Origin of the sequence: Phaeobacter sp. S60 (assembly GCF_000826845.1) — a bacterium.
Taxonomy (GTDB): domain Bacteria; phylum Pseudomonadota; class Alphaproteobacteria; order Rhodobacterales; family Rhodobacteraceae; genus Phaeobacter; species Phaeobacter piscinae.
The window spans coordinates 145219-171377 of sequence record NZ_JSWJ01000011.1 but is presented as its reverse complement, the minus strand read 5'-3'; the positions used below and the strand labels follow the sequence as shown (position 1 = coordinate 171377).

At 61.4% G+C, this 26159-nt stretch carries 27 protein-coding genes and 1 other RNA gene; 10 read left to right on the top strand and 18 right to left on the bottom strand.

Annotation, left to right across the window (positions count from 1 at the left end; translation table 11 throughout):
- Nucleotides 1-119 precede the first annotated feature (119 nt).
- The 13 genes from OO25_RS10790 to OO25_RS10730 all read right to left on the bottom strand — a co-directional run bounded on the left by OO25_RS10790 (nucleotide 120) and on the right by OO25_RS10730 (nucleotide 14437).
- Complete coding sequence (locus OO25_RS10790; protein ID WP_040170366.1) at nucleotides 120-1757, bottom strand: ABC transporter ATP-binding protein; 1638 nt, start codon at nucleotides 1755-1757, stop codon at nucleotides 120-122.
- Nucleotides 1754-2569, bottom strand: a complete 816-nt coding sequence (locus OO25_RS10785; protein ID WP_040170368.1) for an ABC transporter permease — start codon at nucleotides 2567-2569, stop codon at nucleotides 1754-1756. The genes OO25_RS10790 and OO25_RS10785 overlap by 4 nt, the downstream gene beginning before the upstream one ends.
- Nucleotides 2566-3522: an ABC transporter permease gene (locus tag OO25_RS10780; RefSeq protein ID WP_040180303.1), complete on the bottom strand. Its 957-nt coding sequence runs from the start codon at nucleotides 3520-3522 to the stop codon at nucleotides 2566-2568. The genes OO25_RS10785 and OO25_RS10780 overlap by 4 nt, the downstream gene beginning before the upstream one ends.
- A gap of 14 nt (nucleotides 3523-3536) precedes the next feature.
- Nucleotides 3537-5123: an ABC transporter substrate-binding protein gene (locus OO25_RS10775; RefSeq protein ID WP_040170369.1), complete on the bottom strand. Its 1587-nt coding sequence runs from the start codon at nucleotides 5121-5123 to the stop codon at nucleotides 3537-3539.
- Nucleotides 5124-5578: 455 nt separating this feature from the next.
- Nucleotides 5579-6025, bottom strand: coding sequence for a D-aminoacyl-tRNA deacylase (dtd, locus tag OO25_RS10770; RefSeq protein WP_040180070.1), 447 nt, complete (start codon nucleotides 6023-6025; stop codon nucleotides 5579-5581).
- Between the two features lie 27 nt (nucleotides 6026-6052).
- Complete coding sequence (locus tag OO25_RS10765) at nucleotides 6053-6727, bottom strand: nitroreductase (protein WP_040180069.1); 675 nt, start codon at nucleotides 6725-6727, stop codon at nucleotides 6053-6055.
- 61 nt (nucleotides 6728-6788) lie between these two features.
- The gene (locus tag OO25_RS10760; RefSeq protein ID WP_040180068.1) at nucleotides 6789-7943 is read right to left on the bottom strand and encodes a TFIIB-type zinc finger domain-containing protein; all 1155 of its coding nucleotides are present in this window, start codon (nucleotides 7941-7943) and stop codon (nucleotides 6789-6791) included.
- 9 nt (nucleotides 7944-7952) lie between these two features.
- Nucleotides 7953-8480, bottom strand: a complete 528-nt coding sequence (locus OO25_RS10755; RefSeq protein ID WP_040180067.1) for a cytochrome b — start codon at nucleotides 8478-8480, stop codon at nucleotides 7953-7955.
- An 86-nt stretch (nucleotides 8481-8566) separates the two neighbouring features.
- Entirely contained in the window at nucleotides 8567-9760 is a 1194-nt protein-coding gene (locus tag OO25_RS10750) for an SPFH domain-containing protein (RefSeq protein ID WP_040180300.1), read from the bottom strand.
- Between the two features lie 98 nt (nucleotides 9761-9858).
- Nucleotides 9859-10743 carry a DUF2927 domain-containing protein gene (locus tag OO25_RS10745; RefSeq protein ID WP_040180066.1) on the bottom strand — a complete coding sequence of 295 codons (885 nt, stop codon included), beginning with the start codon at nucleotides 10741-10743 and terminating at the stop codon, nucleotides 9859-9861.
- A gap of 86 nt (nucleotides 10744-10829) precedes the next feature.
- Complete coding sequence (locus OO25_RS10740; protein WP_040180064.1) at nucleotides 10830-12026, bottom strand: toxic anion resistance protein; 1197 nt, start codon at nucleotides 12024-12026, stop codon at nucleotides 10830-10832.
- Nucleotides 12027-12048: 22 nt separating this feature from the next.
- On the bottom strand, nucleotides 12049-12966 hold the full coding sequence (locus tag OO25_RS10735) for a 5-bromo-4-chloroindolyl phosphate hydrolysis family protein (RefSeq protein WP_040180298.1): 918 nt from the start codon (nucleotides 12964-12966) through the stop codon (nucleotides 12049-12051).
- A 190-nt stretch (nucleotides 12967-13156) separates the two neighbouring features.
- Entirely contained in the window at nucleotides 13157-14437 is a 1281-nt protein-coding gene (locus tag OO25_RS10730) for a pseudouridine synthase (RefSeq protein ID WP_040180296.1), read from the bottom strand.
- A 62-nt stretch (nucleotides 14438-14499) separates the two neighbouring features.
- Here OO25_RS10730 and OO25_RS10725 point away from each other — a divergent pair, with 62 nt between their 5' ends.
- Together OO25_RS10725 and OO25_RS10720 are read left to right on the top strand one after the other, a co-directional pair.
- The gene (locus tag OO25_RS10725) at nucleotides 14500-14961 is read left to right on the top strand and encodes a nucleoside deaminase (RefSeq protein ID WP_040180062.1); all 462 of its coding nucleotides are present in this window, start codon (nucleotides 14500-14502) and stop codon (nucleotides 14959-14961) included.
- Nucleotides 14962-15022: 61 nt separating this feature from the next.
- Entirely contained in the window at nucleotides 15023-15646 is a 624-nt protein-coding gene (locus tag OO25_RS10720; protein ID WP_040170385.1) for a DNA-3-methyladenine glycosylase I, read from the top strand.
- A 38-nt stretch (nucleotides 15647-15684) separates the two neighbouring features.
- Here the strand turns inward: OO25_RS10720 and OO25_RS10715 are convergent, their stop codons facing one another.
- Nucleotides 15685-16377: a metal-dependent hydrolase gene (locus tag OO25_RS10715; protein WP_040170386.1), complete on the bottom strand. Its 693-nt coding sequence runs from the start codon at nucleotides 16375-16377 to the stop codon at nucleotides 15685-15687.
- Nucleotides 16378-16572: 195 nt separating this feature from the next.
- On the opposite strand from OO25_RS10715, the gene gatC reads away from it, so the two are divergent.
- The 6 genes from gatC to rpmG all read left to right on the top strand — a co-directional run bounded on the left by gatC (nucleotide 16573) and on the right by rpmG (nucleotide 20744).
- A complete protein-coding gene (gatC, locus tag OO25_RS10710; RefSeq protein WP_008561736.1) occupies nucleotides 16573-16860 on the top strand; it encodes an Asp-tRNA(Asn)/Glu-tRNA(Gln) amidotransferase subunit GatC in 288 nt (95 codons plus the stop codon).
- Nucleotides 16861-16863: 3 nt separating this feature from the next.
- Nucleotides 16864-18351, top strand: a complete 1488-nt coding sequence (gatA, locus tag OO25_RS10705; RefSeq protein ID WP_040180060.1) for an Asp-tRNA(Asn)/Glu-tRNA(Gln) amidotransferase subunit GatA — start codon at nucleotides 16864-16866, stop codon at nucleotides 18349-18351.
- A gap of 39 nt (nucleotides 18352-18390) precedes the next feature.
- Nucleotides 18391-19164 carry a hypothetical protein gene (locus OO25_RS10700; RefSeq protein WP_040170834.1) on the top strand — a complete coding sequence of 258 codons (774 nt, stop codon included), beginning with the start codon at nucleotides 18391-18393 and terminating at the stop codon, nucleotides 19162-19164.
- Nucleotides 19165-19180: 16 nt separating this feature from the next.
- Nucleotides 19181-19894, top strand: coding sequence for an N-acetylmuramoyl-L-alanine amidase (locus tag OO25_RS10695; RefSeq protein ID WP_040180057.1), 714 nt, complete (start codon nucleotides 19181-19183; stop codon nucleotides 19892-19894).
- 154 nt (nucleotides 19895-20048) lie between these two features.
- Nucleotides 20049-20469: RNase P RNA component class A (gene rnpB, locus OO25_RS22230), an RNA gene on the top strand.
- 107 nt (nucleotides 20470-20576) lie between these two features.
- Nucleotides 20577-20744, top strand: a complete 168-nt coding sequence (gene rpmG, locus OO25_RS10690) for a 50S ribosomal protein L33 (protein ID WP_007814563.1) — start codon at nucleotides 20577-20579, stop codon at nucleotides 20742-20744.
- 400 nt (nucleotides 20745-21144) lie between these two features.
- On the opposite strand, the gene OO25_RS10685 is transcribed toward rpmG, so the two are convergent.
- Entirely contained in the window at nucleotides 21145-21618 is a 474-nt protein-coding gene (locus tag OO25_RS10685) for a GNAT family N-acetyltransferase (RefSeq protein WP_040180056.1), read from the bottom strand.
- 125 nt (nucleotides 21619-21743) lie between these two features.
- Entirely contained in the window at nucleotides 21744-22520 is a 777-nt protein-coding gene (locus OO25_RS10680) for a Bax inhibitor-1/YccA family protein (RefSeq protein ID WP_040180055.1), read from the bottom strand.
- 48 nt (nucleotides 22521-22568) lie between these two features.
- Between OO25_RS10680 and OO25_RS10675 the strand changes: the two genes are divergently transcribed.
- Complete coding sequence (locus OO25_RS10675; RefSeq protein ID WP_242407027.1) at nucleotides 22569-23714, top strand: DMT family transporter; 1146 nt, start codon at nucleotides 22569-22571, stop codon at nucleotides 23712-23714.
- A gap of 91 nt (nucleotides 23715-23805) precedes the next feature.
- Here the strand turns inward: OO25_RS10675 and OO25_RS10670 are convergent, their stop codons facing one another.
- Nucleotides 23806-24021 (bottom strand): DUF1127 domain-containing protein, encoded by a 216-nt coding sequence (locus OO25_RS10670; RefSeq protein ID WP_040180054.1) that lies wholly within the window; start codon nucleotides 24019-24021, stop codon nucleotides 23806-23808.
- Between the two features lie 127 nt (nucleotides 24022-24148).
- Between OO25_RS10670 and OO25_RS10665 the strand changes: the two genes are divergently transcribed.
- Nucleotides 24149-25042, top strand: coding sequence for a LysR family transcriptional regulator (locus OO25_RS10665; RefSeq protein WP_040170835.1), 894 nt, complete (start codon nucleotides 24149-24151; stop codon nucleotides 25040-25042).
- 124 nt (nucleotides 25043-25166) lie between these two features.
- On the opposite strand, the gene OO25_RS10660 is transcribed toward OO25_RS10665, so the two are convergent.
- Complete coding sequence (locus OO25_RS10660; RefSeq protein WP_040180053.1) at nucleotides 25167-26138, bottom strand: NADPH:quinone oxidoreductase family protein; 972 nt, start codon at nucleotides 26136-26138, stop codon at nucleotides 25167-25169.
- Nucleotides 26139-26159: the final 21 nt, after the last annotated feature.

Here is a 26159-nt window from a genome sequence, read left to right as displayed (position 1 = left end):
ACCCAGGGTCTTATAGAGGTGAGTTAAAAAGGCGGTCGTGAGGATTGTACCTGCGACCGCCTTTGAGAACGTCCCGCCGCAGTCGCCTGCGATGAGAGGTGATATGCACTGCCTGCTTGCTAGTTGCCGGCGCTTTCCATCTTGCGGTTGGCGATGACCTCTTCCAGCCAGCCCAAACGCATTTCCGGCACCGAGCTGAGCAACAGATCGGTATAGTCGTCAAAGGGTGGCGACAGTACCTCGGTTTTACCGCCATAGCGCTGCACGCGGCCCTGATACATCACCGCGATATTGTCCGAAATCGCCCGCACTGTGGCAAGGTCATGGGTGATGAAGAGGAAGGCGACATTCTCGATCTTCTGCAATTCGAGCAGCAGTTTGAGGATGCCATCCGCCACCAGCGGATCCAGCGCCGAGGTGACCTCATCGCAGATGATCATCTTCGGCTTGGCGGCCAAGGCGCGGGCAATGCAGACACGCTGTTTCTGCCCACCCGACAGCTCTGCCGGGTAGCGATCCATGAAGCTTTCGCCCAGTTCGATCTCATCCAGCAGTTCGATGATCCGCTTGCGCTTCTCCGCGCCTTTCATGCCGAAGTAGAACTCCAGCGGGCGCCCGATGATGGTGCCCACGGTCTGGCGCGGGTTCATGGCCACATCTGCCATCTGGTAGATCATCTGCAACTCGCGCAGATCTTCGCGGCTGCGCCCCGCCAGATCGGAGGACAGGGTGCGGCCTGCGAACTCGATCTCGCCCTCGCGCGGCGGCAAGAGGCCGGTGATCACCCGTGCGAGTGTCGATTTCCCAGAGCCGGATTCCCCAACCACCGCCAATGTCTGACCGGGGTGCAGGTCAACATTCACATTGTGCAGCACGTCGAACTTGGTGCCCTTGTAGCGCGCGGTGATATTGCGCACGCTCAGCACCGGTTCCGGGGTGGGGGCCTTCTCCTCATGGGTGATGGAGCGGACCGAGACCAGGGCCTGAGTATACTCCTCCTGCGGTGCGTTGATGATCTGATCAACAGGGCCGTATTCCACCATATTGCCGTGGCGCAGCACCATGATGTCGTCGCTCACCTGCGCCACAACCGCGAGGTCATGGGTGATATAGAGCGCGGCGACACCTGTGTCGCGGATGGCTTCCTTGATCGCCATCAGCACCTCAATCTGGGTGGTCACATCCAGCGCCGTTGTCGGCTCGTCAAAGACCACCAGATCCGGCTCCGGGCAGAGCGCCAGCGCGGTCATGCAGCGCTGCAGCTGGCCGCCTGAGACCTGATGCGGGTAACGCTCGCCGATATTATCGGGATCTGGCAGGCCCAGCTTGGCAAAGAGGGTCCGCGCGCGCGCCTCGGCCTCTTTCTTGGAGAATTTGCCCTGCTCAACCGCCGCTTCGATCACCTGTTCCATGATCTTTTTGGCCGGGTTGAAGGAGGCAGCAGCCGATTGCGACACATAGGTCACCTCGCCACCGCGCAGACGGCGGATATCGCGCAGTTTTGACTGCAGGATGTCGCGACCGTTCACCCAGACCTCGCCGCCGGTGATTTTGACCCCACCGCGGCCATAGGCCATGGAGGCCAGACCGATGGTGGATTTTCCCGCGCCGGATTCCCCGATCAGCCCCAGCACCTTGCCCGGTTGCAGGTCAAAGCTGACACCATGCACGATTTCGATGTCATGCGGCTTTTCACCCGGCGGGTAGACAGTTGCGCCGATCTTCAGATTGCGCACTTTCATAAGAGGTTCGCTCATCCGCGGCCTCCTTTCAGAGAAGTTGTGCGGTTCAGGACCCAGTCCGCCACAAGGTTGACCGAGATCGCAAGGGTGGCGATTGCAATGGCGGGCAGCAGAGCCGCCGGGATACCATAGACGATGCCTTCCTTGTTCTCTTTCACGATGCCGCCCCAGTCGGCTTCCGGCGGTTGCACGCCAAGGCCGAGGAAGGAGAGCGTCGAGACGAAGAGCACCATGAAGATGAACCGCAGGCCCATTTCGGCCACCAGCGGTGACAGAGCGTTGGGCAGGATCTCGCGGAAGATGATCCAGGCGGTCCTCTCCCCGCGCAGGCGGGCCGCTTCGACGTAGTCCATGACCTCGATATCCACCGCGACGGCACGGGCCAGGCGATAGACACGGGTGGAGTCCAGCAGCCCCATGACCACGATCAGCACCGGTACCGTGACCGGCATCACCGACAGAACGACAAGGGCGAAGATCAGCGTTGGGATCGACATGATGAGATCCACCAGCCGCGACATGACCTGATCGACCCAGCCGCCCGCGACTGCGGCAAAGAAGCCAAGGATTGAGCCCGTGGTAAACGACAGGATCGTGGCTGCGGTGGCGATGAAGATGGTTGTGCGACCACCGTAGATCATCCGGCTCAGCAGATCGCGGCCAATGTTGTCGGTGCCCAGAAGATGCTCCGCAGAACGCGGCTCCCAGACGTCACCAACGATTTCCGCCATGCCATAGGGCGCCAACAGCGGCGCAAAGATCGCCATCAGAAAGTAGAGGGCCGTGAAGAACAGCCCGATCATTGCAGAGATAGGGATATTCTTCATTTCGGATGCCTCAGACGCGGGTTGGACAGGATAGCGACAATGTCAGCGATCATGTTCAGAACAATGTAGACAGCGGCAAAGATCAGACCGCAGGCCTGCACCACAGGCACGTCACGCTTGGACACATGGTCGACCAGATACTGCCCCATGCCGGGGTAGACAAAGACCACTTCGATCACCACCACGCCCACCACCAGATAGGCAAGGTTCAGCATCACCACATTGACGATCGGTGCAATGGCGTTGGGGAACGCATGGCGGGCAATCACGTGAAAGGTGCTGAGGCCCTTCAGCTCGGCTGTTTCGATGTAGGCCGACTGCATCACATTGAGGATCGCCGCACGGGTCATCCGCATCATATGCGCCAAAACCACCAGCGTCAGCACTGCAACAGGCAGGGCAATGGCGTTGAGTTTCTCTAGCAGGCTCATGGAATCATTGATCATTGCGACAGAACTGAACCAGCCCATCTGCACCGCAACGAAATAGATCAGCAGATAGCCAATCAGAAATTCCGGGATCGAGATCGAGGCCAGCGTCACGGCCGAGATCAGCTTGTCCGGCCAGCGGTCGCGGTAGCGCACTGCCAGAAGGCCCAGAAAGATTGCCAGCGGAACCGAGATAACAGCAGCCCAGAAGGCCAGGAACAGCGTATTGCCAAGGCGGCGGCCGATGCTCGTTGCGATGTCCTGACCATTGGTCAGAGCAGTGCCCAGATCCCCCTGCAAAGCGCCGAACAGCCAGTCGAAATAGCGCAGTATGGCAGGTTCATTCAGGCCCAGTTCTTCCCGCAGATTGGCGAGCGCCTCAGGGGTGGCCGACTGGCCCAGAATGGACTGCGCCACATCGCCGGGCAGGATCAGGGTGCCCATGAAAATGAGCACGGATGCGGCAATCAAGAGAATTAGTCCCAGCGCTAGGCGCTGGGACACAAGTTTTACGACGGGGTGCATGGCATAGACCTCTATCAGGCCAACCAGCACTTATGCGACCACTTGCCGGCCATGGTGTCGCCGGTGGAATCCACCACCCAACCCTGAACCTTGCTGCTGGTCGCTTCGATGAAGTCGTTGAACATCGGGCAGATCAGACCGCCTTCGTCGCGTACCATCATGCCCATCTGGCTATAGAGCGCCTTGCGCTTGGCTTCGTCCAACTCACCGCGCGCGGCAAACAACAGCTTGTCGAAGTCTTCGCGCTTGAAGCGGGTGTCGTTCCAGTCTGCGGTCGACAGATAAGCGGTCGAATACATCTGGTCCTGCACCGGACGGCCACCCCAGTAGGAGGCGCAGAAGGGCTGTGCGTTCCAAACTTCCGACCAGTAGCCATCGCCGGGTTCACGCTTCAGCTCCAGCGGGATGCCAGCTGCGTTCGCGGACTGCTGGAACAGCTGTGCTGCGTCCAAAGCACCAGGGAAGGCAACATCCGACACCCGCAGGGTGATCGGGCTGCCGTCGTGGCCGGATTTCTTGTAATGCTCAGCCGCCTTGGCCGGATCAAACGGGCGCTGCGGAATGCTGTCGTCAAACAGCGGGTAGGCTGCGTTGACAGGCATGTCGTTGCCGACAGAGCCGTAGCCGCGCAGCACTTTATCGACCATTTCTTCGCGGTTGATGGCGTACTTCAGCGCCAGACGCAGTTCATTGTTGTCGAACGGCGCTGTGTCGCAATGCATGATGAACACATAGTGACCCGGACCCGCGGCATTGCGCACCGTCAGGTTTGGCGCGCGATCCAGCAGACCTGCGACCTTCGGCTCAACACGGTTGGCGATGTGGACCTGACCGGACTGCAGCGCCGCCATACGGGCGGTGGCGTCGTTGATCACGACGATCTCGACCTCATCTACATGGCCACGGCTGTCATCCCAGTAGTTGGGGTTTTTCTTCCACATGTGGCGCACGCCGGGTTCATCCGCTTCCAGCATATAGGCGCCGGAGCCGATACCTGCTGCCGGGTTGTCAAAGCCACCATCGGGTTGGATCATCAGGTGATAATCAGCCATCAGATAGGGCAGGTCGGCGTTGGGTGTGGTCAGCGAAACGACGAAGTTGTCACCATCGGCCTTCATGCTTTCGATGCCACGCATAATGCCCAGAGCACCGGATTTACTGTCTTCGTTGGAGTGGCGCTCCATGGTGCGCATCACATCCTCAGCGGTCACCGGCTTGCCGTTGTGGAACTCAACGCCCTTGCGGATTTTGAAGGTCCATGTCTTGGCGTCAGCGCTGGCTTCGACACTTTCGGCGACGCGATTTTCGATGCCACCCTCGGGCGTCACATTCACCAGCGTTTCGCCGAACTGATAGAGGTTGTGATAAGGCACCTGGCTGGCGGCCACGGCCGGATCCAGCGAGTCGGTGCTGCCACCGCCGATGGAGCCGAGCTTCAGCGTGCCCCCTTTGACCGGGCCTGCGGCCTCGGCTGCGCGGGCAAACATGCTGCCTGCAACAGCGGCGCTGATCCCCAGTGCTGCGGTTTTGCCCATGAATTCACGCCGGGTCATTTTACCGGAGGTGACGCTTTGCGTCATGAAATCAAGTTGGTCTTTCATTGCGGACTCCCTGTCGTATTTAGACGCTGAACACGTCATTTCTTGAATTGTCATTCAAGGTTTGCGCATTTGATGCGACCTCGCAACCCTTATTAGCGTCCTTTTTGGCGCCAGCAGGGACGGCGAAGTCTTCAAGAGACGGTGATCCCGTCGCCTTTTGCGACTGGTATGTCGTATTTGGCTGGAAGTGAATGCTTGGCGGGACAATATGTGGAAAAAAGCCTCCCGGATCAGAGACCAAATATTATCCCGCTCACACCGAGGTATTCGCCGATGGCTGGCGAAAATCAGCGCGTTTTCTGCTAGAACGGGTCCATGGAGGGGATCATAGACCCGTTAAGGGTCACTGGCATCAGGCCGGGATTTCGCGTCTTTATCGCAGTTTTACGTGGTGAGGCAGGGCGGATTGCATCGGCTCGGACCGGACGAAACGCGACATTCGCGCCTGTGCAAGCTCACCAGTCGGCACTGTCCATCCAGATGGTCACCGGGCCGGAATTGACCAAAGCGACCTGCATATCCGCCCCAAAGGATCCGCGCGCCACAGGCACATCCAGCGCCGCCAGTTGGTCGGCAAATCTGGTATACAGCGCGCGCCCCAGGTCCGGGGCGGCAGCATTGGAAAACCCGGGACGATTGCCCCGGCGGGTGTCGGCGGCAAGGGTGAACTGGCTGACGACCAAGGCGCTGCCGCCGATGTCTTTCACGGAGCGGTTCATCTTGCCTGCTTCATCGCGAAAAATCCGCAGCTTGCTGATCTTGGTAGCCATCTGATCGGCGTGTGCTTCGCTGTCGCCTTCCATGGCGCAGATCAGGATCAGTAGGCCGGGACCGATATCGCCGATGACCTCACCGTCAACACGGACAGAAGCCTCAGAGACGCGTTGAATCAGAGCACGCATAATCTCTCCTATTCTGGGATCGGGGCGTCAGTCGCGCCAGCTGGTAAATTCGTCCAATTCGGCGCGCTCGGTTCGAAACTGATTGGCAGGATGGTCTGGATCGCCGTAGCCGAAGGACAGCGCACAGAGGATCGTGCGGTCTTCTGGTATGTCGCAGAATTCATGCAGCATCGGCGCATATGTGGCAACCGCAGCCTGCGCAATGGTGGCCACACCGGCAGCTGTTGCGGCCAGCGTGAAACCGGTAACAAATCCACCGCAGTCGAGCGCGCCGTAGGGGCCAAGCTCCTTGGGGCTGGTCAGAATGGCACAATGGGGGGCGTCAAACAGGGTGAAATTGCGCATCATCTGCTGGTGTGACGCCGCGCGATCGCCGCGTTCGACACCCACCGCCTCATATAACGCCCAGCCGCAGGCCTGGCGGCGGGTTTTGTATTCGCCGCTGTAGCGTTCGGGAAAGGGCAGATCCGGCGCAACGGGATCTTTCATCACCGCTTCCATCAGCGCAGATCGCAGCGCGTTGGTAGCCGCACCGCTGAACAGCGTCACCTGCCAAGGTTGGGCATTGCACCAGGACGGAACTTTCTGTGCGCAGCGCAGAATATCCTCGATCACCGCGCGCGGCACCGGATCCGGGCGAAACGCACGGCAGCTGTGGCGCGCCCGCAGCAGCGCATCAAGGGCGGGAAGGGTGGTCGTCATGATGCGTCCTCATCCTGTATTTGCGAGGGGGTATTCAGGCTCCCTGCGCCGCGTGGCCGTTCTAGCGGGTGCCAAAATAGGCAATGGCGGCACCGATCACCATGGCCACTGCAACGGCTGCGGCGATCTTCCATGCGGAGTAGGGGCGTTCGCCCTGCACCCGGCCCGATTGTCCGTTGACCACAAACCGATAGGTTTTGCCCCGATACTTATAGGCCGCGAGCCAGACGGGCAGCAGCACATGTTTGAACGTGATATCGGAGAAATTGCTGTCGATATATTCAATGCGTTGCCGGTCGCCGCCGATATCAAACCGCACATCGCGTTCGATCACCCGGCGCATCCGTGCATTGGCTTCGCTGTAACCGTCGGCCAACTCCACCGCATAGGCCTCCGCCCGGAACCCGGCCAGATACTGCGGCTGATAAGGCTCCAGCGCCGACAGATCCCAAGGTTCCAGCGCGTCGGTGTTCTTTTTCGGCAGGCTCTTGGAGGCCAGCACCAGAACATCGTCAAAGAACCGCTGTCCCCGCCCCGAGACAGGCCGCCAGCGCACCTTCGGCACCTGCCGGGACTGGCGTTTGCCATCAACCACGACGGTTTCGGTGACATAGTAGACCGTGCCGCGCTGACCGCGATACTGGGATCGGGTTTCAGCATCGAAGGTCCAATAGGGCACATAGATCCCGTCCATCCGCCGCCCCTTACGGGCATATTTCTGCAAACCGTTTGGCGCAAACCACAGCTGACCCAGCCAGTCCGCCATCGCCTTATGGGCGCTGCGCTCATCAAAGGCGAAGGGCAGCACACCCTTTGGCTTGATATGGCGATGGGTGCCGGTATCCGTGACCATGGGCGTGGCGCAGAAGGGGCATTCGCCGGCGTGGTCCTTTGGGTCCAGTTCCACCTGTGCGGCGCAATTGGGGCAGCGCAGTACACGGGTTTCTTCCATGTCGGCCTCAGCCAGACCAGAGGATAGCGCGGTGTCGAAATCCAACTCGCGCAGACTGCCACCGCGCCATGGACCAGATCGGATCGCCTCCTGATGGCCGCAGTGATCGCAGGTCAGCGTGCCGTTTTGCGGGTCATAACGATAGTCTGCGCCGCATTGTTCGCAAGGGAACCTGTGGTCTTCCAGCGGAGGCTGGGCCTTGGCCGTATCAGAGCTTTCGACAACAGGCGGTCCGGGCGGCGGCGGAGGTGGGGTTGGGGTCACGGGGGAGCCTCAAAGATATTTATGCAGCAGTTTTGGCACCATGATGCGTAGGGCGTTGTCCTTCAACAGGAAATGACGCCAGAGATGAAAGACCCCATGCAGCACAATGACGATGAGCAGCGTGTCAAAGGCGATTTCATGCACCTCTTCAGCCAATTCATGCAGGCTGCGGCTGCCGACGCCGGGGTTGATCGGAACAACACCAAAGGCGTGGATCGCAAAGGGGGCCAGCAACCCGGCGAGTGCCCCGGTAGCAACCATGACCGGTAAGCCGAATTGCAATACGCGGTGGTTCAGCCCGTGGAACCGCTTGGCCCAGCCGGGCAGCTTCGGACCAGCGCGCCCCGCCAGCCCCCTGCGCAGATAGATCGCGGTCCAGAACAGCACGACCACTGACAGGATCAACCCAACCCCGGCATGGGTCGCCAACGCCAGCCCTGGGGGGACGCTGTTGTCGTCTGGCTCCACCAGATAGAAGTAGACGATAAGAGCGAGGCTGAGCCATTGGAGCCATTTGAGCGCGCTGTGGCGTGTCATACCTGCGGGATCCTTCGTGGCGAGAGGGCTGCGATGTCCGCGAGACGGGGCGCCAAATGTCGTGGCGCCCCATGTGTGATCGGGTGTCAGCCCGCCGGGGCAGGTGGCGGTGGCGGCGGTGGCGGGGGCAGGATTGTGAAGAGCTGCGCCAGTTCCATCACATCACCGGCGGCTTTCCAACCATCCTGACCGGGGGTCCACACCAGACTGTCGCGGCGCAGCGCGCCCTCCTGCGCCATCCGTCCAAGGCGGGCCTTAGAGAAAGGGCCACTGGTCTGGCCATTTTCAGCGATGTGCCAGACATGTTCCACCGGTGGAGGCGGCGGGGCCACGGGAGCGGCCTGCGGCGCCGGTTGCGGGGCAGCGGGTGCGGGCCGTGCGCCCCAGGGACCGGCGGGCTGACCCGCTGCATGACTGGCGGCACCCGGTTGCGCCATCTGCGCCATCTGTTGGGCCATCGCCATGCCCATCCCCATGCCCATACCGGTCCCCATCCCGCTGTTGGGCGTCTGGGCGGCGGCGGTCATCGCTTCGGCGGCAGAAAATTGCGTGTAGCGGCCAAGATCACCGACGATCCCCATCTGGGTGCGCTTGTCCAGCGCCTGTTCGACGGCGGCGGGAAGTGAGATATTCTCGATATAGAGTTCCGGGATCGCGATGCCGTACTCAGCGACCGTGGCGGAAATCTCCGCCGCAACCAGCTTGCCCAGATCAGCCGTATTGGCCGCCATGTCCAGCACCGGGATGCCAGAGCCTGCCAAGACCCGGCTCACCTGTTGCACAATGATATTGCGGATCTGGAAGGAGATTTCATCCATGGTGAATTCGCCATCGGTGCCGACGATCTCGGTCAGGAACCGGGCCGGGTCCACCACCCGGATACTATAGGTGCCAAAGGCACGCAGACGCACGGGGCCGAACTCCGGGTCGCGAGCCATGATCGGGTTCTTGGTGCCCCATTTCAGATCGTTGAACCGGGTGGTGTCGACGAAGTAGATCTCCGATTTGAATGGCGACTGAAACCCGTGATCCCAATGCTGCAACGTCGTCATGATCGGCATGTTATTGGTCTCCAGCATGTAGAGACCGGGGGTGAAGACATCCGCCAGCTGACCCTCATGAACAAAGACCGCCGCCTGACCTTCGCGGACCGTCAGCTTGGCGCCATATTTGATCGCATGGCCTTCGCGCTCAAAGCGCCAGACCAGCGTGTCATTGGTGTCGTCGGTCCAGTGGATGACGTCGATGAACTCTCCCTTGAGAAAGTCGAAAATACCCATGGTTTCATCCTCCTTCGGCGATGCGGCTGGCATCATGGCGGGCGTGCAGGGCAGCACAATGTTGGGCGCGCCGAGGCGCGGGCGGGAGACAGTCGCGCTTAGCGCGGTTCCCCCATGATATCATAGGCAATCGCCTGCACGATGGGCCGGGCCTCATCGGCGGACATGCCGGGGCGCAGGCGCGGATCGTACAGGATTTGCAGAAGTTTTTCGTCCTGACTGGTCAGCAGCGCAAATTCATCATCATCGTTGAAGATTGACGGCCGCGCCTGCGGGCTGTCATTGCGCAGGCCAAGGCCCTGAGCGATCTCCTCGTGGATACAGCTCCGGCGGGCCAGATCGGGGTGTTCCGCGCGGATAAGAGCCACTCCGCGCATATAGGATGACGGATCCGCTTGCAGCCCCCCGGCGCGCACCAGGCAATAATAGCTCTGCGGCGGGTTGGCAAAGACCTGAAGATCGGCGTCGCTGATCGACGGCAGGATGTCCCGCACCCGCCCCGCCACATAGGCGCTGTCATCCGCGCCGGCAAAGATCACATTGAAATTGGCGCGGGCACGGCTGGTCGTTGTGCTGATGGGATGACCGGTGATCCGGGCCAGACGGGCGGCGTAGGCCTCCAGCGTTGCGCGGTCTTTCTGCTGTTGCTCCGCGCTGACGGAGGGGCCGAAGTCGGCGCGCAGACGCACCGGCCCCTGCCAACGCCCCAACGCCCCGGAGGTGCGCAGGTTATTGCTGCCATATTCGTCGTAAAAGGCAATCTGTTCAAAATTCCGGCGCAGATCGTCCGCATCATAAGGCGTCTCTGGCCCGCCACCATCGGTGCGCAACAGCCCACGGGTCAGCAGATCCTGCTGCAGTGCGCCGTAGTAGCGGGCCAGACGCTGGCTTTCGGCAGAAGGGGGCTTTGGCGCCGGCGCGAGACCTGCGGGCCGCGTCGGCGGCACCAGCGAGGTGCGCTCAGCCAGTGGATCGCACCCCATCAGAAGCGCCGTCCCAGCGAGCGTGGCGAGCACCGCTGGGATCAATCGCCGCCGGGGCGGCCGCGGTCTTATGGGGTGGGCCTTGCTCATGCGGTGCCGGGGACCGCCGTGGCAGCTGTGTCGCCTACACCGTCGCGGCGCGCTTTGGCGGCGGCCAATGTGTCGCGCAGCTCGGCTTCCATCTTTTTCAAATCTTCCTCAGCCGCAGCGCGTTTGGCCTTGCCGTCGTCGGCGATCTGCAGGCTTTCCTGGATGGTTCCGATCAGATCGGCATTGGCCTGCTTCACCGCTTCGATGTCGAAAACGCCGCGTTCCATCTCCTGACGGATCACCTTGTTGGTTTCGCGCAGATTGGCAGCGTTGGAGGTCAGCAGCTCATTGGTCAGATCATTGGCATCACGCACGGCGGCCGCAGCCTCGGCTGAGCGCTGGATGGTGACCGCCTGCGCCAGCTGGGTCTCCCAGAGCGGCACCGTGTTCACCAGCGTTGAGTTGATCTTGGTCACCAGCGATTTGTCGTTCTCCTGAACCAGCCGGATCGAAGGCAGCGACTGCATGGTGACCTGACGGGTCAGTTTCAGATCATGTACCCGACGCTCCAGATCGTCGCGGGCGGCGCGCATGTCGCGCAGCTCCTGTGCGCGCATCACCTGATCGCTCTCAGGCGCGGCGGCAACAGCGGCCTCCAGGGCCGGGATTTCATTGGCATCCAGCTCGGCCAGCTTGGCCTCTCCCGCGGCAATATAAAGCGCCAGCTCATCATAAAAGCTCAGCGTCTTGGCATAAAGCAGATCCAGCGATTTGATATCCTTGAGCAGCTGATGCTCATGGCCGAGGAGATTATCGGTAATCCGGTCGATCTGGCCCTGAACATCCTCAAATCGGGCGGTGAACTTGGCAAAAGGCGCCGCGCGCCCCAGCAGGCGTTCCCAGAAACTGCGCTTGCGGCGCACATCCAGTTCCGACACCGAAAACCCGCGAATGGTGGTCACGATATTGCGCAGGCTGTCACCGGCCGGGCCAACATCCTTGTTGCGGACATCCGTCAGCATGGCCTGGCTGATCTGCTGCAATTCCGCCTGGGCACCGGAGCCGAAATTGATGATCGAATTGCTGTCCGACATGTCGATCTGCGCCATACGGGACTGGATATCGGCGCTGGTGGCCTCATCGGCCTGCTCCAGCGACTGGATCTCAGCCACCGGTTCCGGCAGTTCAATCGCGGTGATCTCGGAAACGATTTGCGTTTCCTTGGCGGCTTTCTTCTGGGTCGTCTCGGACATGTGCAAATTCCTTATGGCTGTGTCAGCGGGTGTCCAGATGAACGCCCTCGCGCTGCAAACGATCCCGCAGCACGTCGATTTCAACGGTCAGATCGGTGCGATCTTCCAGCAGCATCTTGCGGGTGCGGGCGGCAAAGTTCTCCTCAAGATCGCGCAGCAGAGTCAGATAGTCCTCACGCGATTTGGTGTCGCCACTGCGGGTATAGATATCGGCAAATTTGATCGTCGCATCGCGCGCGCCCATCAAATAGACGGTGAGGTAGCGCCGCGCCCCGGTCAAATCGCGGGGGTCTTCCTCAACCGTACGAAAGAGGTCACGCGCCACCTCCTGAAAGGCCTCAACCCGCTGTTCGACCTGACGATCCCGGGCGCGCAGGGCGGCATCGGTCATCGCCGCGAGATAGGTTTCGGCCTCGTCTACAACACGGGCGACGCGATCACGCTGGAAATCATCAATGCCCTCGGCGCCCTTATCCCGCAGGGGATCAAGGCCAAAGGCGGCGAGATGCAGGCCAGCTGCCGCTGCGGCATAGATCAGCGCGCTGAGGGCGCCGGGATCCTGTCGCCAGGCAGCAAACACGGCGCCGACACCGCAGAGCAGGGCGGCCAGGATTTTGCGTGGCAGGGCAGGGCGGCGGGCAACTTTGCGATCATCATAGGCGGCTTCAGCCCGCAGGCCATCGCGCAGCAGATAGGCCGAACCGGCCCAAGTGGCTGCGGCAAGCAGGCCAAACGCCAGACCGGCTGTGTCCGAGAAGACAGACATCAGCGCCACCAGTCCCGCAGGCAGCGCCATCAGATTGGCGCGCATGCCGACGGGGTCGACTTTGGCGCTGCGGTAGCTGTTGGCGCTGGAGGTGCTGTGACCGGAGGCGGGGTCTTTTTCGGCCCCTTTGTCGCGGCCATCCGGGCTGTATTTGCCGCCAAAACGCTGTGCCATGGGATCAGCCTCCGACCAGCCAGCCGGTTGCCAGGCCAATCATCAGGATCAGCAAGGCCACAAAGGCGAGTTTCTGCACGTCTGTTCCCCCAAGATGAGCGCTGCAAGCAATTGGAAACTTAGGATATGCAGCGCCATCTTGCTAGGGGGAACTCTGAGAAGGCGGGCGCAGTTTCTCAGGGCAGGGCGCTCAGCGGCGCGTTGGTTTGCCGCCACCGCGCGGTGCGGGACCTTTTCCAGAGCTGCGGCCTGGACCGCGCCCGGTATCGCGCCCTGCGTCCCGGCTGGCGCCGCCACTTGCGGGTTTGCCGCCGAATTTGCCCGCAGGCTTACCCCCGGGTCTGTCTGCGGAACGGTCAGTTGCCCGGCCTGCGGGTTTGCCCTTGCCAGCAAATTTGCCGTCTGGTTTTCCAGTGGAGCGGCCACCGGAACGCTCGCTGCCTTTGTCGCCCGGGCGATCTGATGCGCCGAAGGATCGCCCTGATGGTTTCCCGCCGGGTTGTTTGCCACCCGGTTGTTTTCCGCCCGGCTTACCGCCAGATTTGAAATCTGGTTTCGCGCCGGGCGCTGTCCCAGGTTTGCCCGCGCCGGGGCGTCCACGCGCCGGGCGGGTCGGGCGTTTGGGCTTCTCGTCTGCCTCGGTCTCCGGCGTTTCCAGCCCCAGCTGATCGCGCACCACGCGGGGGCGCAGCTCTTCGACTTCACCGGGTTTGAGGCTGCCCAGCTGGAACGGACCGTAAGACAGCCGCAGCAGGCGGTTCACGGTAAATCCGATGTCTTCGATGGCACGGCGGATTTCGCGGTTCTTGCCCTCGCGCAGGCCAATGGTGAGCCATGCGTTGGCCCCCTGCTGCCGGTCCAGCGCGACGGTCATCGGCTGAAAGCGCTCCCCCTCGATCACCAGCCCCTGACGCAACGGTTCAAAATCGGTGTCTTTGGGGCGCCCGTTGATGCGCACGCGGTAGCGGCGCAGCCAGCCGGTGGAGGGCAGCTCCAGCTGTCGCTTGATACCGCCGTCATTGGTCAGCAGCAGCAGCCCTTCGGAGTTGAGGTCCAGCCGCCCCACGGTCATCACGCGGGGCATATCCTCAGGCAGTTCGTCAAAGATGGTCTTGCGGTCCAGCTCGTCACTGGTGGTGGTCACCAGGCCCGACGGCTTGTGATAGAGCCACAGCCGGGGTGGTTCCGGATCCTGCACAGGGGCGCCATCCACCGCAATCCGATCCTTCCCCAACACCACATTCAGCGCCGGGCTGTCGATGATCTTGCCGTTTACCGCAACGCGCCCTTCGGCGATCATCCGCTCGGCTTCGCGCCGCGATGCGACGCCGGCCCGTGACAGGACCTTGGCAATGCGGTCGCCCTCGGGGCTGTCACCGGTCGCAGCTGTATCTGTCGGTTTCTTGCTGGCGCGGGCGGGTTTCGCCGCACCGGGGCGCTGGCCCCTGGGGGAAGATGGTGTTTTGCTCATACTGAGGCCATAGATCATTCCGCGCAGTTGCGAAAGCTCCCATTCTGGGGCAGGGAGGGGCTATGCCGTTTCGTTCTCACATGGATATCGCCCTTGCCGAAGCCCGTGCCGCAGCCGCGCGCGGGGAGGTGCCGGTGGGGGCCGTCCTGATCTCCCCAGCGGGGCAGGTGGTCGCCCGGGCAGGCAATCGCACCCGAGAGTGGAGCGACCCGACCGCCCATGCCGAAGTGTTGGTGATCCGCGAGGCCTGCGCTGCCGCCGGGTCGGAGCGCCTCAATGGCCATGATCTCTATGTGACGCTGGAACCCTGCGCGATGTGCGCCGCCGCTATTGCCGCGGCCCGCATTCGCCGTGTCTACTACGGTGCGTCCGATCCCAAGTCCGGCGGCGTGGCGCATGGGGCTTGCGTGTTCTCGCATCCGCAGGCGCATCACGCGCCAGAGGTCTATGAGGGCATCAGCGCAGAACCGGCCGAAACCCTGCTGAAGGCTTTCTTTGCTGCGCGCCGTTCGGCGGATGGTTGACCCGGCTGCTGTGCTGCCCATAGCCTAATAGTCCGGTCGCGCCGCAGGAGGGCAGAGAGATATGAGCAAGGATTTTCTAGCCCCTGACGGGCAGTTGCGTTGTGGCTGGGCCGGATCCGTTCCGGAGTTTCTGCCCTATCATGATCACGAATGGGGCTATCCGGTGGCGGATGATCAGCGCCTGTTTGAGAAGATTTGTCTTGAGAGTTTTCAGTCAGGTCTGAGCTGGCGCACCATTCTGGCCAAACGCGAGAATTTCCGGGCCGCCTTTGCGGGGTTCGACTGGACCCGTGTCGCCCGGTTTGGCCCTCAGGACGTGGACCGCCTTTTGCAGGACGCAGGTATCATTCGCCACCGCGGCAAGATTGAGGCGGTGATCAACAACGCGCGTCGCGCAGAGGAAATGGTCGTCGCCGAAGGATCGCTTGCTGCGTTTTTCTGGAGCTATGAGCCGGGGCCGGACGATCAGGTGCCGCCGCAGACCGCCTCCATCACGCCGCAGTCGATTGCGCTGTCAAAGGAGCTGAAAAAACGCGGCTGGAAATTCGTCGGACCCACCACCTGCTTTGCCTTCATGCAGGCGATGGGGTTGGTGAATGACCACGCAACAGACTGTATCTGCAGACAAAAAGCCGCCAAAGCCCGCGCCGCCTTCACCTCCCCCGCTGTGCAACAGGCGGGATGAGGCCCTAACCCGCAGGTCATCTGGTGCCCCGACGGCGCTTATAGCTTGATCGCCTCGAGCACCTGCGGCTCGATCACCGTCACCTCCGGCAGGGCATCCGCCAGTTTCTCAGCGCTCTGCTCCAGGATCGGGAAGGTGCGGTAGTGGCAGGGGATCAACGTTTTGAAATTGAAATACCGTTTCGCCGCATAGGCCGTCTGCGCCATATCCATGGTGAAATGCCCCCCGGCGCTCAGGATGCCGATGTCGGGTTTATAGTAATCGCCGATCCAATCCATATCCGCCATCAACCCGGTATCGCCTGAGATATAAAGCGTTTTTCCCTCGCTCATCAGCATATACCCCACTTCGCTGCCCGCTGTTCGCAACCCATCCTGCGTAGCAAAAGTGGAGCTGTGCGAGGCCGGAACCATGGCGAGGTTCGGCCCGTCCAGATTGACGGTTCCGCCCTTGTTGAAGCCGATGGTGGTCACATCTTCGGTTTCCCCCCAGATGCCCATCAGATCATATTGGCCCACAATCGGCACATTCAGCCGCCGCGCCAGCGCCAGCACGTCAATGACATGGTCAAAATGGGCATGGGTCAGGATAATATGGGTGGCGCCTGCGATGGCAGCCTCGTGCTGATCGTCGCGCAGCATCGGATTGCCGGTCAGCCAGGGATCAACCAGCAGAACCTGTCCTGCGGTCTCGATGCGAAAACTGCCGTGGCCCAGCCAGATGATCTCCATGTCCTATACTCCCTCACTGCGGTTGCGACCCGGCCCGGTCGGGGCCTCGTCCTGTCTCAAGCCTATCGTGGCAGAGGCAAAAATCCACAGGCTCAGGTGCCTTGGGGCCGAATTCCCGGGGCTTTCACGCGCCCGCAGGCTTGCGGCGGCGGCGGTGCGGCGGTAAATGCGTGCTAACACGAGATGAGGGTTTCCATGTCGATTGACCAAAGCACCGCCGCCAAAGTGGCCAAACTGGCCCGTATCAAGGTCGAAGAGGACGCGCTGCCCGCTCTGGCAGATGAGTTCAACACCATCCTCGGCTTTATCGAGCAGCTGAACGAGGTGGACGTCGAAGGCGTCGAGCCAATGACCTCCGTAACACCGCAGCGGCTGAAGCGCCGGGTGGATGAGGTCACGGATGGCAATCAGCAGGACAAGATCCTCGCCAATGCTCCCGATGCCCGCGAAGGCTTTTTCGCAGTGCCCAAGGTGGTTGAATAAGACATGACCGAACTGAACAAACTGACCCTGTCCGCCGCTCGTGACGCATTGCGCAAGGGCGAAACCACCTCTGTCGAGCTGACCGAGGCCTGTCTGAAAGCGATTGATGCCGCGGATGCGCTGAATGCCTTCGTGCACAAGACGCCCGAGATTGCGCTGGAACGCGCTAAGGCGGCGGACGTACGGATCAAGGCAGGCGACGCGCCTGCCATGTGTGGCCTTCCCATTGGCATCAAGGATCTGTTCTGCACCAAAGGTGTCGACAGTCAGGCGGCCTCTGGCATCTTGGAAGGCTTCAAGCCCGAGTATGAATCCACCGTCTCCCAGCAGTTGCAGGATTCTGGTGCGGTTATGCTGGGCAAGCTGAACATGGATGAATTCGCGATGGGCTCATCCAACGAGACATCTGTCTATGGCAACGCAGTCAGCCCCTGGCGGCGCGAGGGCGATGAGGCCCAACTGACACCGGGCGGCTCCTCCGGTGGGTCGGCATCTGCTGTGGCGGCTGATCTGTGCCTGGCGGCAACTGGCACCGATACCGGCGGGTCGATTCGTCAGCCTGCGGCCTTTACCGGTATCACCGGCATCAAACCCACTTACGGGCGCTGCTCGCGCTGGGGTGTGGTGGCCTTTGCCTCCTCACTGGATCAGGCCGGTCCGATGACCAAATCGGTGCGCGATGCGGCGATGATGCTTGAGGCGATGTGTGGCCACGACCCCAAGGACAGCACCAGCGCCGATCTGGCGGTGCCGAATTTTGAGGCAATGCTGACCGGTGATATCAAAGGCAAGAAAATCGGCATCCCGCGCGAATACCGCATGGATGGCATGCCTGCGGAGATTGAGAAACTCTGGTCCGAAGGGGCGGAGATGCTGCGCGCAGCAGGTGCCGAGATCGTCGATATTTCCCTGCCGCACACCAAATACGCGCTGCCAGCCTATTATGTGATTGCGCCGGCTGAGGCGTCATCGAACCTCGCACGCTACGACGGTGTGCGCTACGGTCAGCGCGCCACGCTGGAGGGCGGCGACGGCATCACCGAGATGTACGAGAAAACCCGCGCTGCGGGCTTCGGTCACGAAGTGCAGCGCCGTGTGATGGTGGGTACCTATGTGCTCTCTGCAGGGTTCTATGACGCCTATTACAACCGCGCCCGCAAGGTCCGGACCCTGATCAAAAAGGACTTCGAGGATGTTTTTGCGCAGGGTATCGACGCGATCCTGACGCCGGCCACGCCCTCTGCGGCCTTTGGCTTGGGCGAAATGATCGACGCGGATCCGGTGCAGATGTATCTGAACGACGTCTTCACCGTGACCGTGAACCTCGCCGGTCTGCCGGGGATTTCCGTGCCTGCTGGTGTTGATGCCAAAGGACTGCCGCTGGGTCTGCAACTGATTGGCCGCCCTTGGGAAGAGGGTGATCTGCTGAATACAGCCTATGCGCTGGAAGAGGCTGCCGGGTTTGTGGCCAAGCCAGGGCATTGGTGGTAAACCCGGTTCTGATCTGAGCAGAACAAACAGGTGGTGATCATGCGTGCATTCCGGTCCATCCTTGCGACCAGCAGCCTTGTCCTGCTGGCCGCGTGCCAACCCCCGGTGCCCGACAGCGGGCCAGAGGCCGGGTTTGGCTCCAGCCCCTTCGACGGGGCGCCTGCGACCGGCACCACCATCAACGGCGATCCACTGGTGCCACCGGCACGGGTCGCCAGCGAGCCTCTGCCGCGCGCTGTGCAGCCCGCGCCCCGCGTGGCGGCGCGCACCAGTGGTGCGGGAACACTCGCCTCCTCCGGCGGCAGCAGCGATGACATCGCGCGGGAGACCGCAGCGGCACTAGAGGCCGCACGCAGCAATTCCGGCACCGCCCCGATTGAGGCCAGCCCCTCCAATCCGGCACCGGCGCTTGCGGGCAATCCGCAGATTTCGGACGAGAATGACTTCGACGCGGTTGCCTCGCGTCAGAGCATAGAAAGCGACGCAGAGCGGCTGGCCCGTCAGCGCGCGCAATATCAGGTGGTGAGCCCGACTGCCGTGCCCACCCGCAGCGGCAGCCGTGATCCCAATATCGTCCGCTACGCGCTGAGCACCTCCAATCCGCGCGGGCAGCGCATCTATTCGCGCTCGGGCATCAATCTTGCGGCGCGCTCCTCGCGCAATTGCGCGGGCTTTGCGTCGCCAGAACTGGCCCAGATCGCCTTTCTTGCAGCAGGCGGGCCGAAGCGTGACCGTCAGGCACTTGATCCCGATGGCGATGGCTACGCTTGCGGTTGGGACCCGGCGCCTTATCGCCTTGCGGTGCAGAACTGACGCCGGGCGGCGTGGCGTGACCGAGGTCCCGAGCAATCCTGAGGAGGGCGAGGCCGCCATTTGGCATCCGAGCCCCAATTTCAATGCGCGCCGGAATGGGTTGAAGCCACAGCTGGTCGTCCTTCACTACACCGCAATGGAGCACGCCGAGGCGGCTCTGGCACGGCTCTGTGATCCGCAATACGAAGTCTCCGCCCATTACCTGATCGGCGCTGACGGAACGCTGTGGCAGATGGTGCACGAGGCGGATCGCGCCTGGCATGCAGGTGCAGGTGAATGGTGCGGGCAGGGCGATATCAATTCACGTTCCATTGGGATCGAACTCGACAATCGGGGGGATCACCCCTTTTCTGCGCCGCAGATGGCGCGATTGGAGACGCTCTTGCCCGCCATCCTGCAACGTTGGGAAATCTCGCCTACAGGGGTGATCGGTCACTCCTGCATGGCGCCCGGCCGCAAATTCGATCCCGGCCCGCGCTTTGACTGGGCGCGTCTGGCGCGGCAAGGACTGGCAGCCCCCGTCCCGAAGGTCACGGCGGCTGCTCCACCCATTCCGCAGGAGCCATGGGCGCGCACGGAGCTCTTTCGCGCTCGCGCGCAGGCGCGGGGCTTCACTGCAGATGTTGACGACGCCACGCTGCTGCAGGCGGTGCGTCTCAGGTTTCGGCCCGGACAACGCGGACCGTTGAGCGATGCGGATATACAACTGCTTCTGCCTGGCAATCGCTAAAGGTATCCCCACGCGCCGCCCATCTTCTGGCGAAAATATCCTGAGGTGAATTGCCCCCGATCCTGAGGGGGCGAAAGGGGCAACGCCCCATCTCCGTTCTTACGGGGCACAATCTGCTTGACGCCGGGCGCGGTTGTTCCTAGGCGATCAGGGCGCAGAGGGCTGGATGGCCGCGGGAGGCCGCAAGGTGTCACGAGGAAAGTCCGGACTCTACAAAACGACGGTGCCGGGTAACGCCCGGGCAGAGCGATCTGACGGAGAGCGCCACAGAAAACAGACCGCCCGCACGCGCCTGCCTGTCAGGCGATCCCGTGTGGGTAAGGGTGAAACGGTGGGGTAAGAGCCCACCGCGCCGCTGGCAACAGGGGCGGCATGGCAAGCCCCACCGGGAGCAATGCCAAATAGGACCCCCGCGCGGGCCGGTCGGCGTCAGCCGATACCGCCGCTAGGCATGTTTTGGCCAAGAGGGGTCGGGTTGGCAGCTGGAGGTGCGCAGCAATGCGCATCCTAGATGAATGGTCGTCGAAGGGGCCCAGGCCCCGGAACAAAATCCGGCTTATAGGCCCTCTGCGCAAAATATCCCGGCGAACCCTCTTGACTCGCAGGGTGGTGCAGGTAAAAGCGCACGCTCATATAGGAATTTACCGAGAGGCCCCTGCCTTTTCGGACGCAGGAGAATACCATGGCGAAGCCGACCACAATCAAGATCCGCCTGAACTCGACCGCGGGCACGGGCCACTTCTACGTGACCAAGAAAAACGCACGCACCATGACCGAGAAAATGGTTGTGCGTAAGTACGACCCGGTCGTGCGCAAGCACGTTGAATACAAAGAAGGCAAAATCAAATAAGCCTCTTGATGTCGCGCAGCCGCTGGCCGCGATATCGCCCCGATATTCGGGACAGTAGATAAGAAGGGTCGCACCGTAGTGCGGCCCTTTTTTGGTTGGCACAGCAAGTCTTGCCCGGCGCACCACAAGTTTTATGAAAATCCGGTTGATGAAAGTCCGGCCCGCTGGATGCTTTGGCGCGTTAATGGCAGGTTTCCCCGCGACAAGTGATCCCGGGATGTGGGTGAGAGAGTGGCGCCGAGGTGCCTCGCCGGAAGTGCAAGGTCTCGGGCGGTCACAGCACCACAGGTCGGCTCGGGGGAGCGACCAGAGCAGGAGGCAGCGGTGGGGCTGCCTCCTGTCTTTTATGGGACGCAGCGCGCGTCGTTGGTGGCTGTCAGAGCGGTCGGAGATGCCTGTGTCAGCCGCGCCACTCGGCCATGATCATGACCGGCTCCATTCCCATACGCGCCATCAATGCGGCGGAGGCGCTGTTGAACGGCGCATATGTGGTGGCAACGACCTGGATGCCTTGGAGCGCCACAGCGCGTTTCAGATCCGCGATCAGCGCTGCTCCCACGCCCATGCGCCGCCAGCTTTCTGATACGGCGATGTGGTGCAGCATCGCGCGGGTCTCAGCCCGGCGCACAGGTAGGGCAGGGCGGTGTTCAATCCCATAGATCATATAGCCCATCACGCTGCCCTGCGGGCTGACCGCAGCGCGGGCGGTAACGCTGCTATCGCTCAGCCATTCTTCCAACCAGCGGGTCAATGCGGCGGCGTCCGGATCTGCCGGGTAGCGATCGGGCTGATGGGCCACGTGCAATGCATGCAGGTCCTGCAGCAGGGGGATCAGGCGGTGGGCGTCTGCGGGGGTAATATCGATCAGGTCCATGGGTGTCTCAAATACAGCGGTGAAGAGAGGCCTGCTGGGCGGCAGCAGGTCGGCTGGGCAGGCAAAGAAAAAGGGCGGATCGTGATGATCCGCCCCGGTCGTGCTTAGGTCTGGAAGGTGTCGCGTTATTCGCGGTTTCCAAGCAGCTGGAGCAGCATCATGAACATATTGATGAAGTCCAGATAGAGGCTCAGCGCGCCCATGATGGCGGATTTGGCGAGCCACTCCTGGTCGCCCATATGGGCGTGCTGCAGATACTCATTCTTGATCCGCTGGGTGTCATAGGCGGTGAGACCCGCAAAGATCAGCACGCCAATCACCGAGATTGCGAAAGCCATCGCCGAGGAGGCCAGGAAGATATTCACGATCGACGCCACGATCAGACCGATCAGGCCCATGATCAGGAAGGCGCCCATGCCGGAAAGGTCCTTTTTGGTAGTGTAACCCACCAGCGACAGACCCGCAAAGGCGATGGAGGTGATCAGGAACACCTGCACGATGCTCTCACCGGTGAACACCAGGAAGATCGAGCTGATGGACACACCCATCACGGTGGCGAAAACATAGAACAGCAGCTGGACGCCAGCGGCCGACATGCGATTTGCCGCCGCGCCGATGCCAAAGACAAAGGCCAGCGGGGCAAACATGACAACCCATTTCAGCGGCGAGGCATAAAGCGCATAGCCGATGCTGGTCAGATATTTGTCAGCGCTCAACTGGGCTGCGGCATTGGCGGGGTCCGTGGTGACCGCGAGGCCGGAAATGGCCCAGGCTGCCAGAAAAGTGATGAATGTACCTACGGCCATGGTGCCGTAGACCTTGTTCATATGGGCGCGCAGGCCCGCATCGATCTCCGCAGAGCGTGCGCCCGCTGTGGATCGGATGGTGTCAAACTGTGCCATGTATCATGGTCTCCGTCTCTAAACTCCCTCGCGCAGGTTCCCTGCTGCGTGCAGAGACCTGGCGTTCCTCGCAAATATCGGGTGAAGCGGGGCGCGGTTCAAGCCTGTAGATCGAAGTTTCGACGCAATTATCGACAAAAAGCGGCGGAAGGTGGGGCGCAGGGTAACGATGCAGTCTCTCGTTGGTTGCCTAAGGAGCATAATACCGAGACGTTATGCATAACTCAGCCTTTGGTTGCATTTTTGTTGTGGTGGCGGAGCGCATTTGACATGTCTTTTGTCATGAGATCACAGAACACACATCTTCAGGGGATCGGTTTGCGTCTTTTGGCCGCATTCCTGATGACCGCCATGTCAGCAGCCATCCATGGAGCGGCACAGAGTGTGCCCATTGGTCAAATCATGTGCTGGCGATCTGTATTGGCACTGATACCCATCGTCTTGTATATGATTTGGCGCGGTGAGTTCCCCGCTGCGTTGAAAACACGGTATCCGCGCCTGCATGTGACCCGAAGTGCTTTCGGCGCGTTTTCCATGGCTATGTCTTTTGTATCTCTTGCTTATCTTCCCGTCGCCAATGCGCAGGCCCTGGCCTATCTGGCGCCAGTTCTGGTCTTGCCGCTTTCGGCGATACTGCTTGGCGAACGGTTGACCGCTGCGATCATGATCGCAATTTCCTTTGGGTTTTCCGGTGTAGTGTTGCTGTTGTGGGAGGCAATGGAATTGCCCGGTGATGGGGCTTTGATCGGCGTGGTTGCTGGTCTTGCCTATGCCGTCACTATGGCGTTTGTTCGGGTGCACACAAAAACGATGATGGCAACGGAGGGGTCGTCTTCCATTGCCTTTTACTTTGCAATTGTCTCTGCCGCGCTTGGGCTTGCATCTTTGCCCTTGGGCTGGGTTTCCCTCAGCGCTGAGATGTTCGGATGGCTCGCTTTTGCCGGGCTGATAGGTGGTGTTGGTCATTTCGTCGCCAATGAAGCGGTAGCACGGGCACCGGTCAGCACGCTCGCGCCTTTTGACTATACCGGCCTGGTCTGGGCGCTTGGTTTTGATCTGGTGTTGTTCTCGGTGGTGCCGGGCGCGTTGGGGGTTTTGGGCGTCTTCGCCATTATCCTTGCGGCACTGCTGGTCACCTTTACGGGCCGCAGCAAGCTACCTGATCCGCTCAAGACGCAGGCGCACATACGCTGATACCCCGAATATCACGCTCATCGGTCTGGAACGAAAAAAGGCCCGCAGTGCGGACCTTTTTTGTCTTACGCCCGCTGCCGACGCGTTGGCATTAGCGGGTCCAGTTGCTCGGCGCGTCCCAGATCGGACGGCGGGCTTCTGCCTCGGCGTCGCGTTGGCTGATGCCCATGTCCTCAAGTGCCGAGGAATCCAGCTGCGCCAGCATCCGGCGTTCGCGCCAGACGGCGAGGGCATGTGCCACGGTTGCCAGGATGGAACGGCGGGGGGCGCAGGAGGTGGAGCGCAGGCTGTTGTCCATATAGGTCATAATTTGCGTCCTTTTCTGGATCTATGATGGTGTGGTGCGTTGTTATCAATTCTGTTGATGTATATGGCGCAGTGTGATTGATATGAAAAACGAATGTTTATGATTTCAACTATCAAGGATTGTGATGATGCGGAATCTCGATATCACCACGCTGCGCTCCTTCGTTGCGGTTGCGGATAACGGCGGGGTAACCCGCGCCGCCGGCTTTCTGCATCTGACCCAGTCTGCGGTCTCTATGCAGCTCAAGCGACTTGAGGAGCTGCTGGGGCTGCAACTGCTGGATCGCTCTGGCCGGACAATTGCGCTGACCGCCTCCGGGGAGCAGCTGCTGGCCTATGCCCGGCGGATGGTGGCGCTGAATGATGAGGTGATCGGACGGCTCACCGATCAGGCCTATGAAGGCGAGATTGTCCTTGGGGTGCCGCATGACATTGTCTACCCGGCGATCCCGCAGGTGTTGCAGCGTTTCAATGCGTCGTTCCCACGGGTGAAGGTGCAGCTGATCTCCAGTTTTACCCGCTCGCTGAAGGAGCAGTTCTCGCGCGGTGAATGCGATCTGATCCTGACCACGGAAACCACCACCTCGGAAAATGGTGAGACACTGGCCGAACGTCCACTTTGCTGGATCGGGGCTCCCAACGGGTCTGCTTGGCGGCAGCGTCCGCTGAAGCTGGCCTTTGGTCGGTACTGCACCTTCAGGCCCAAGGTGGTGGGCGCGCTGGATGCAGCGGGTATTTCCTGGGAGATGGTGGTGGAAACAGACAGTGACCGCACGATTGAGGCAACCGTCAGCGCCGATCTTGCGATTCATACGATGATTGAGGGGACCGAACCGCCGCATCTGGTGCAGATCGACCATGGCGGCAACCTGCCGGAGTTGCCGGTCCAACTGATCAATCTCTATGGGGCGGAGACCTCTGGCTCTCCCATGGTGAGCGAGCTGGCGTTTCTTGTGCGTAAGGCGTTTCAGAACATCAGCGCCCCGCTGGCTGCCGCGCAGACGCATTGGACAGCTGCCTGAGGTCTCACCTCAGACCAAGACCCGCGCCGCCTTTGTTTGCGGTGCGGGTTCTCATTGCATGACATGGCCTGGTGGGGCGTGGAAGGGCTAAGCAGGACAGGGCAGGGCTGCAGCCAAGCTGTCGTTAGCCCTGCTCTGGTCGGATCATGATCACCACCTTGCCCGTGGCCTGCCTGCTGCGCAGCAGCTCCAGACCGTCAGCGACCCGATCCAGCGGCAGCCTGTGGCTGATATGCGGGCGCAATGAGCCGTCGCGGTACCACTGAAGCAACCGTTTGATCGCCCATTGGATTACCACCGGCTGGCTCTTGAGGTAGCCGCCGAAGTAAAATCCGATCACGCTGAGATTTTTGACCAGCAGATGGTTCGCAGGGATCTGCGGCACCTCACCCCCGGCAAAGCCGATCGGCAGCAACCGGCCGCCGGGGTTGGTTGCGCGAAAGGCGGCGGTCCAGACCTCGCCGCCGATGGCCTCATAGACCACATCCGCGCCGCCCAGATCCTTGACCGATTGGCGCAGATCGTCACTGGCATCGATCAGATGGTCCGCACCAGCGGCCTTGGCCACAGCCAGTTTCTCGGCACCGCGGGCATGGGCAATCACCCGCGCGCCCAGCCGCTTGCCGATCTCAACCGCCGTGAGGCCAACGCCCCCTGCAGCGCCGGTGACCAGCAGCGTCTCCCCCGGCTGGAGTCGTGCGCAGTGATCAAGTGCCACAAGTCCGGTGCCATAGGTGATCTGAAACGCTGCTGCATCGGCAAAGGACATCTCATCCGGGATAGGTGTGACCCGATCGGCTGGAAAAATCCCGGCTTCGGCCAGGCCACCCTGACCGGAAAACACCGCTACCCGGTCGCCAACGGCCAGCCCATCTACATCCGCGCCAACCGCCTTGATCACGCCGGCCAGTTCCAACCCCGGCACAAACGGCAGGTCTGGCGTGTCCTGATATTTGCCGCTAAGAAGAAGAAGATCTGCAAAATTCAACCCACAGGCGTATATTGCAACTGCAACTTCTCCGCTTTTCGGAGATCTAACGTCAACCTCTGCGATAGTAGGTGAGATGTCGAAGCTGCTAACACTGTAGGCGCGCATATCATTTTTCCATATCTGGCA